This window comes from Olsenella sp. AGMB03486, assembly GCF_040884255.1.
Classification (GTDB): domain Bacteria; phylum Actinomycetota; class Coriobacteriia; order Coriobacteriales; family Atopobiaceae; genus Olsenella_L; species Olsenella_L kribbiana.
Genome location: NZ_JBEVTM010000018.1, coordinates 46590 through 52943 on the forward strand (window position 1 = coordinate 46590; position 6354 = coordinate 52943).

Genomic DNA, 6354 nt, shown 5'->3' on the forward strand with positions numbered 1-6354 from the left:
TCCGAACAAGAAAGCGAGATATCCTATGCCACAGGCAAGCAAGACTGACGGACGCACGGACGCCGCCAGCATGCGCACAGGGGCAGACGGGCTCAACCGCGCCAAGCTCTACCAGCTCGTGCTCTTCCCGTTCAACAATGGCGCGACGAACGTCTACTACGTCCTCCTCATGAACTATATCGCCTACTATGCAGAAGGCGTGCTCGGGCTGCTCCTGGCCTTCGCGACGACGATGGTCACGGTGACGCGTGCGCTCGATGCCTTCATCGACCCCGTCGTCGGCATGCTGATCGACCGCACCCAGACCCGCTTCGGCAAGTTCCGCCCCTTCATGGTGCTCGGAAACCTTGTCATGGTCGTCTCGTCCCTCTGCCTGTTCTATGGCACAAGGCTCATCCCGGCGGACAATGTCGCTGTGCGCTACGTGGGCTACACGTTCTTCTACATCCTCCTCATGGTCGGCTACTCGATCCAGACCTCCTGTACGCGTGCGGGACAGACCTGCCTCACGAACGACCCGAAGCAGCGCCCGACCTTCACGCTCTTCAACACCATCGCCTCCCTCGTCGGCATGGGCGTCACCATGGCAGTGGCATCGCTCGTGGGCGGCGTCGTCGGCTTCAGGACCGAGCAGTTCTTCGACATCGTGATCCCGCTCGTGATCTGCCTTTCCGCTGCCCTGACGGCGCTGGCCGTCATCGGCATCGCAGGCAAGGACAGGCCCGAGTTCTGGGGGCTCGGCACCGGCGCAGATGCTCCCGAGCTCAAGGTCCGCGACTATGTACGGATCTTCCGCGAGAACCATGAGCTCAAGCGCCTGATCGTCGCTGCCTCCGGCACGAAGTTCGCCTTCGCCGTCGCCACGAACACCTCGGTCGGCATCCTGCTCTACAGCTGCATGATGGGCAACTACAACGGCCTCTACCTGCCGATGTATGTCCTTGGCTATGCGTTCTCGGCTCCGTTCTTCCTGGGCGGCCTGAAGCTCTCGCAGAAGCAGGGCCAGAAGAAGACGCTGGTCACGTTCACGTCGCTTGCGCTTGTGCTGTACCTCGGCGTCTGCGCGCTGCTCATGCTGTGGCAGCCAGGCAATCCTGCGCTGACTCTTTCCATCTTCTCGACAGAGGGCGGCTTCCACCTGACGCTCAATGCCTACACGATTGTCTTCATCGTGCTCTATGGGCTGGGCTATGGCGCCTACTACTCGACGGCAGACATGGCCATCCCGATGATTGCCGATGTCTCCGACTACGAGATGTTCCGTTCGGGCAGCTATGCGCCGGGCGTGATCGGCACGCTCTTCTCGTTCGTGGACAAGCTCGTGAGCTCGCTTTCGACCACGGTGGTAGGCATCGCCCTCCTGGCGGTCGGCCTCAGCCATCTGCCCGATACCACCACGGCCTATGTGCCGGGCATGAAGGGCCTCACGATCGTGCTCTTCTGCATCATCCCGATGGTTGCCTGGGTGCTCACCCTTGTCGCTATGAAGGGCTACACGCTGACCGGCAAGAGGATGGAGGAGATCCAGGCCGTGAATGGCGCCCGCAAGGCCGCCATCGAGGCAGGCATGCCGGTTGAAGAGGCGATGGAGCGCTGGAAGGATGCGCAAGACCTCGAAGATGGAGCTAAGGCCTAGATAGCCGCTTGCGATCGGTCTATATGGAGTCCGGCCCGAAAGGGCCGGACTTTCTCTTTTCCGGAGGCTTTGGAGTGGAGCCTCAGGGGAGGGGCCGTGCCGTGCCTTGCGCCGCTCCTATTTGGAGTATGGTGGAGCTGATGAAATGGTGTGGCCGAAGGAGGAAACCCGATGTTCGATCATGAGCCGGTGCCGGGCAGGAACGATCCCTGCTGGTGCGGAAGCGGGAAGAAATACAAGAAATGCCATGAAGCATCCGACATGAAGATGGAGCGGCTCTACGATGACGGCGAAGAAGTGCTGCCGCGCTCGCTTTTGAAGATGCCGAGAGATATCGAGGGCATCAAGGCCTCTGCTGCCGTGAACATGGGCGTGCTCGACTATGTGGGAGAGCATATCCGTGCCGGCGTCTCGACGATGGACATCAACGAGTGGGTCGAGTCCTATCTTTCGGCACATGGCGCCGTGTCGGCCGACCTCAATTTCGAGGGCTACCCCTATAGCGTCTGCACCTCCATCAACGATGTCGTATGCCACGGCTTCCCGAACAATGATGACGTGCTCCAGGATGGTGACATCATCAATGTGGACATGTCCACGATCAAGGGCGGCTACTTCTCCGATTCCTCCCGCATGTTCTGCATCGGCGAGGTCTCGCCTGAGCGCAGGCGCCTGGTCGAGGTCTGCCATGAGTCGGTGAAGGCCGGCCTTGCTGCCGTGAAGCCCTGGGGACATCTGGGAGATGTGGGTGCAGCCGTGCACAAGGTCTGCACCGACGCAGGGTTCACGGTCATAGAGGAATACGGTGGCCACGGTATCGGCAAGGAGTTCCACGAGGATCCGTTCGTGAGCTTCGTCTCCGATCCAGGAACCGGCCCCATCCTCGTGCCGGGCATGTGCTTCACGATCGAGCCGATGGTAAACGCCGGCAAGCCGGGCATCCGCACGGACCGGAGCAACGGCTGGATCGTCCGCACGCGGGATGGCTCCGACTCCGCCCAGTGGGAAGTCCAGCTCGTCGTGACCGAGGATGGCTACGAGCTTCTGTCCTGGTAGGCAGAGACTCGAAGGACGCTTCGTCGGAAGGCATGCGGGGGCATTCCCTGCATGCCTTCTTCCGTATCGGGCGTGCCGTCTGCATGCTGGGGTCTTTGAAGCGCCGGAGCGCGCGGCTAGACTGGAGGAAATGCGTACAGGAAAGGGGTCCTGCCATGCTGAACCATTTCTCGAAGCATCCTCTCTGGGAGTGCCACGCCACGCTCATCCGGGTGGCGCAGGGCAAGGAGCCGGCCGATATCGTTCTGAGGCATGCCACGCTCGTGAGCGTGACGACCCATGAGCTTCTGGAGGATGCCGACATCGCGATCGCTCAAGGACGCATCGCCTATATCGGGATAGAAGGGCATACGGCAGAGCACTGCATCGGCGAGAAGACCAAGGTCTTCGACCTTGCCGGTACCTACGTGGCCCCTTCCTTCATGGATGGCCATATCCATGTGGAGTCCGCTATGGTCGGCCCCGCCGAGTATGCCCGTGCGGTCGTGCCCCATGGCACCTCTGCGATCATGTGGGACCCGCATGAGGCAATGAATGTCGCCGGCATGGGCGCGCTTTCTGCTCTCATGGAGGATGCGAAGCGCGTGCCCCTCAAATGCTATGTGACGCCGGGTTCCTGCGTGCCGGCAGTACCGGGCTTCGAGGATACGGGGGCCACGATCGATGCGTCAGACATCCATGAGGCGATGAAGCTCGACGAGGTGGCAGGCCTCGGCGAGATGATGAACGACCCTGGTGTGCTCTCCTGCGCAGAAGGCCCGCTCGAAGAGATCGAGGAGACGCTCAGGGCAGGAAAGACCGTCACAGGCCACTACACGATGGGGGATACCGACCGGGGCCTCGAGGCCTATATCGCTTCCGGCGTCTCATGCTGCCATGAGTCGGTCACGCGCGAAGATGCGCTGGCAAAGCTGCGCTTCGGGCAGTATGCACAGCTGCGTGAAGGCTCTGCCTGGCACAATCTCGAAGAGCTTGCGCATGCCGTGACGGACAGAAAGATCGATACGCGCTTCGTGAATCTCGTGACGGATGACACCCATCCCGAGACGCTTGTCTCGGAGGGGCATCTCGACCGGATCCTTCGGAAGGCGGTCTCCTTCGGGATCGACCCCATCACCGCCATCCAGATGGTCACGATCAATGTGGCGCAGTGCTTCGGGCTTGCAGGAGACCTGGGCTCTGTGACGCCAGGCAAGTGTGCAGATATCGTCGTGCTCGACGACCTCAAGGACTTCCATGCCCACCTTGTCTTCATCGACGGCGATCTTGTGGCAGAAGATGGACGCGCGCTCTTTGCGCCCGAGCCCTTCGCCTGGCCAGAAGAGTTCCTCCATACGATGCATATCACGGACGAGATCTCGGCCGAGACGTTCCGGATTCCTGCCGTGAAGAAGGATGGCACGGCGATTGCAGACGGAGCTGCCCTTGTCCGCGTCATCGCCTCCTCAGCAGGCTCGACCCTGACGAAAGAGGAACACCTCACGGTGCCCGTGCGGGACGGAGCGCTTCTGGCAGACCCAGCACAGGATATCCTCAAGGCCTTCGTCTTCGACCGCCACCACGCAGGCGGACGTCATGCCTGCGCCTTCGCGAAAGGCTTCGGCATCCACGGCGCGCTTGCCCAGACCGTGGCCCATGATGCGCACAACCTGCTCGTCGTCGGAGACTCGGACAAGGATATGGCCATCGCAGCACGCACGCTCATCGCTTCGGGCGGTGGCGAGGTAGCCGTCCAGGATGGGAAGATATTGGGAAAGGTCGCCCTTCCCCTTTTCGGCATCATGTCCACGTCTCCTGTCGAGGACGTCGCGCATGATGTCGCGGGCATCGAGCGCGCCTGGAAGAAGATGGGATGCACGATGCCGAGCCCATTCATGACAATGGGGCTGCTGTCGCTTGCCTGCATACCGGAGCTGAGGCTTACTGACCGTGGCCTTGTCGACTGCTGCCGCTACTGCTTCGTGCCGCTCCTCGTCGAGGACGAAGGCTAGGCTTCTCTCTTCTGGAAGAGATTGAGCTGGAAGCGGGCTGCCTCGCTCATGGGCAGCCCGCAGAAGCTGTCCAGCTCCTCTTTCGGCACCATGAGGAAGCGTCTTGTCTCGAAGTTCTGGGAGATGCCTTCGAATGAGGGAAGCACTGCCTCAATGAGGGCTATGGGCTGGAGCTTGCGCTCGCCGATGAAGATGCCAAGCAGATGGAAGGCATCCTCAGGAATCGCGGCTCCGAGCTCCTCTGCGCATTCGCGGGCAGCGCAGGAACGGATGGGGTCTTCTGCTTCCAAGTCACGCTCGTCGAGCGCTCCTGTCACGGAGACGGAGAACGTTCTCGGCGCGATTGCGACAGCGCCTGACCGTTCTGCAAGAAGACACCTTCCCTTCCCGTCATGCACAAGCACGCTCACAGCGAGGTCATTCGCCAGAAAGGGACAGGAAAGGATCTGGAGCGGATCTTCTGCAAGGCTCAGAGCTGCGGCCTTCTGCTTCAGGCGTGCAGCAAGTGCCTGCATCGCGGGCGTCCAGCCTGAGACATCGCGGCTCACGAGCAGGTTCGTGGACAGAAGGTCGAAGTAGCGCGAAGGTGCCAGGCCGAGCGTGAGCGTATCGGCTTCTTTTAAGAGACGTTCGAGGCGTACGGTCTTCCCGTTCCAGGCCCCTTGGGCAATCTCGCCTGCAAGGATCGTCTCTTCTTCCGGCGTGAAGACGGAGGAGAAGGTCGAAGACAGAAGCTCGTAGCGCATGTGTTCCGGCGCGGCTATGAACATGGACGCTCCTAGACCTCGACCACAAGAACAGAGGCATCATCGCGGTGTTCAGAGGCATCTTTTTGGCTGCATGATGCCGCGAGGTGCGCTGCCGCTTTCGGGATGGCGGCAAAGATATCGGTGCTGTCCTTCGCTTCCTGCTCGAGCGCTGCCACAAAGCCGTCGCTTGCAAGCGCGATCCTCGTGCCGGCAGGGGCATTGATGCGCGCTCTCGCGACATGGGCGAGGCCTTGTCCGTCGAGCGTCCCTACCCAGTAGCCATCCTCCCGGTTCATGAGCTTCCGGGTGTCCTGGAAGATCTTCCGCCGCGCTTCCGGCGTGTCATGCTCGAGCGTTGCGATTGCGCGCCTGTTGCGCTCGACGATTGAGGCGAAGCGTGTGTCGGTGAAATGTGTGCCGGTGTCCATGAAGAGATGGCAGTCGCAGAGGGCTGCTGCTTCGATTGTGCCGTCATGTCTGTCCTGTACGAGCACGAAGGCAAAGGAGGGGAGTGTATAGGCGGGGACTTCCTCAATAGTGGGGTCAAACTCTGTGGCCAGCTCGCTGCAGAAGGAGAGGGCCTCTTTCATAAGGGAGGCAGGATCGTCTTCCGGAAAGGCCGGGAATTCATCTGCATGGGTTGCGAGCTCGAAGGAGACAAGACGCGCAAGGAACTGGCTGTCGCTTGACGCGAAATGGCGGTCGGGGAAGACATCGGTCGCACCGTCGATCATCCAGGCATAGCTGCCTGCCCTGCCGAAGACATCTTCGTTGGCTGCTTTCGTGCCGCGGAGCGTGAAGGAGAAGATGGTATCCATAGCCTGCCCTCCGGAAAGTGCATTGCCTGATGGTTCAAGTCTAAGGGGTCCGCGTTTTGCGGCGCTGTTACGTTTGCCGAGGGTAACAATCTGCTAGTCGGAAA

The 6354-nt window shown here is 61.0% G+C and carries 5 protein-coding genes; 3 read left to right on the top strand and 2 right to left on the bottom strand.

The window, feature by feature from the left end; translation table 11 throughout:
• The first annotated feature begins 25 nt into the window (after nt 1-25).
• The 3 genes from ABVS03_RS09195 (at nt 26) to ABVS03_RS09205 (ending at nt 4683) form a co-directional block, all read left to right on the top strand.
• Nucleotides 26-1636 (top strand): MFS transporter, encoded by a 1611-nt coding sequence (locus ABVS03_RS09195; protein WP_368018872.1) that lies wholly within the window; start codon nt 26-28, stop codon nt 1634-1636.
• Between the two features lie 171 nt (nt 1637-1807).
• Nucleotides 1808-2692, top strand: coding sequence for a type I methionyl aminopeptidase (map, locus tag ABVS03_RS09200; RefSeq protein WP_368018873.1), 885 nt, complete (start codon nt 1808-1810; stop codon nt 2690-2692).
• 155 nt (nt 2693-2847) lie between these two features.
• Nucleotides 2848-4683, top strand: a complete 1836-nt coding sequence (locus tag ABVS03_RS09205) for an adenine deaminase (RefSeq protein WP_368018874.1) — start codon at nt 2848-2850, stop codon at nt 4681-4683.
• On the opposite strand, the gene ABVS03_RS09210 is transcribed toward ABVS03_RS09205, so the two are convergent.
• Both ABVS03_RS09210 and ABVS03_RS09215 read right to left on the bottom strand, forming a co-directional pair.
• Complete coding sequence (locus ABVS03_RS09210; RefSeq protein WP_368018875.1) at nt 4680-5453, bottom strand: NUDIX domain-containing protein; 774 nt, start codon at nt 5451-5453, stop codon at nt 4680-4682. The two genes, ABVS03_RS09205 and ABVS03_RS09210, sit on opposite strands and share 4 nt — an antisense overlap.
• A gap of 8 nt (nt 5454-5461) precedes the next feature.
• Nucleotides 5462-6250 (bottom strand): hypothetical protein, encoded by a 789-nt coding sequence (locus ABVS03_RS09215; protein WP_368018876.1) that lies wholly within the window; start codon nt 6248-6250, stop codon nt 5462-5464.
• Nucleotides 6251-6354: the final 104 nt, after the last annotated feature.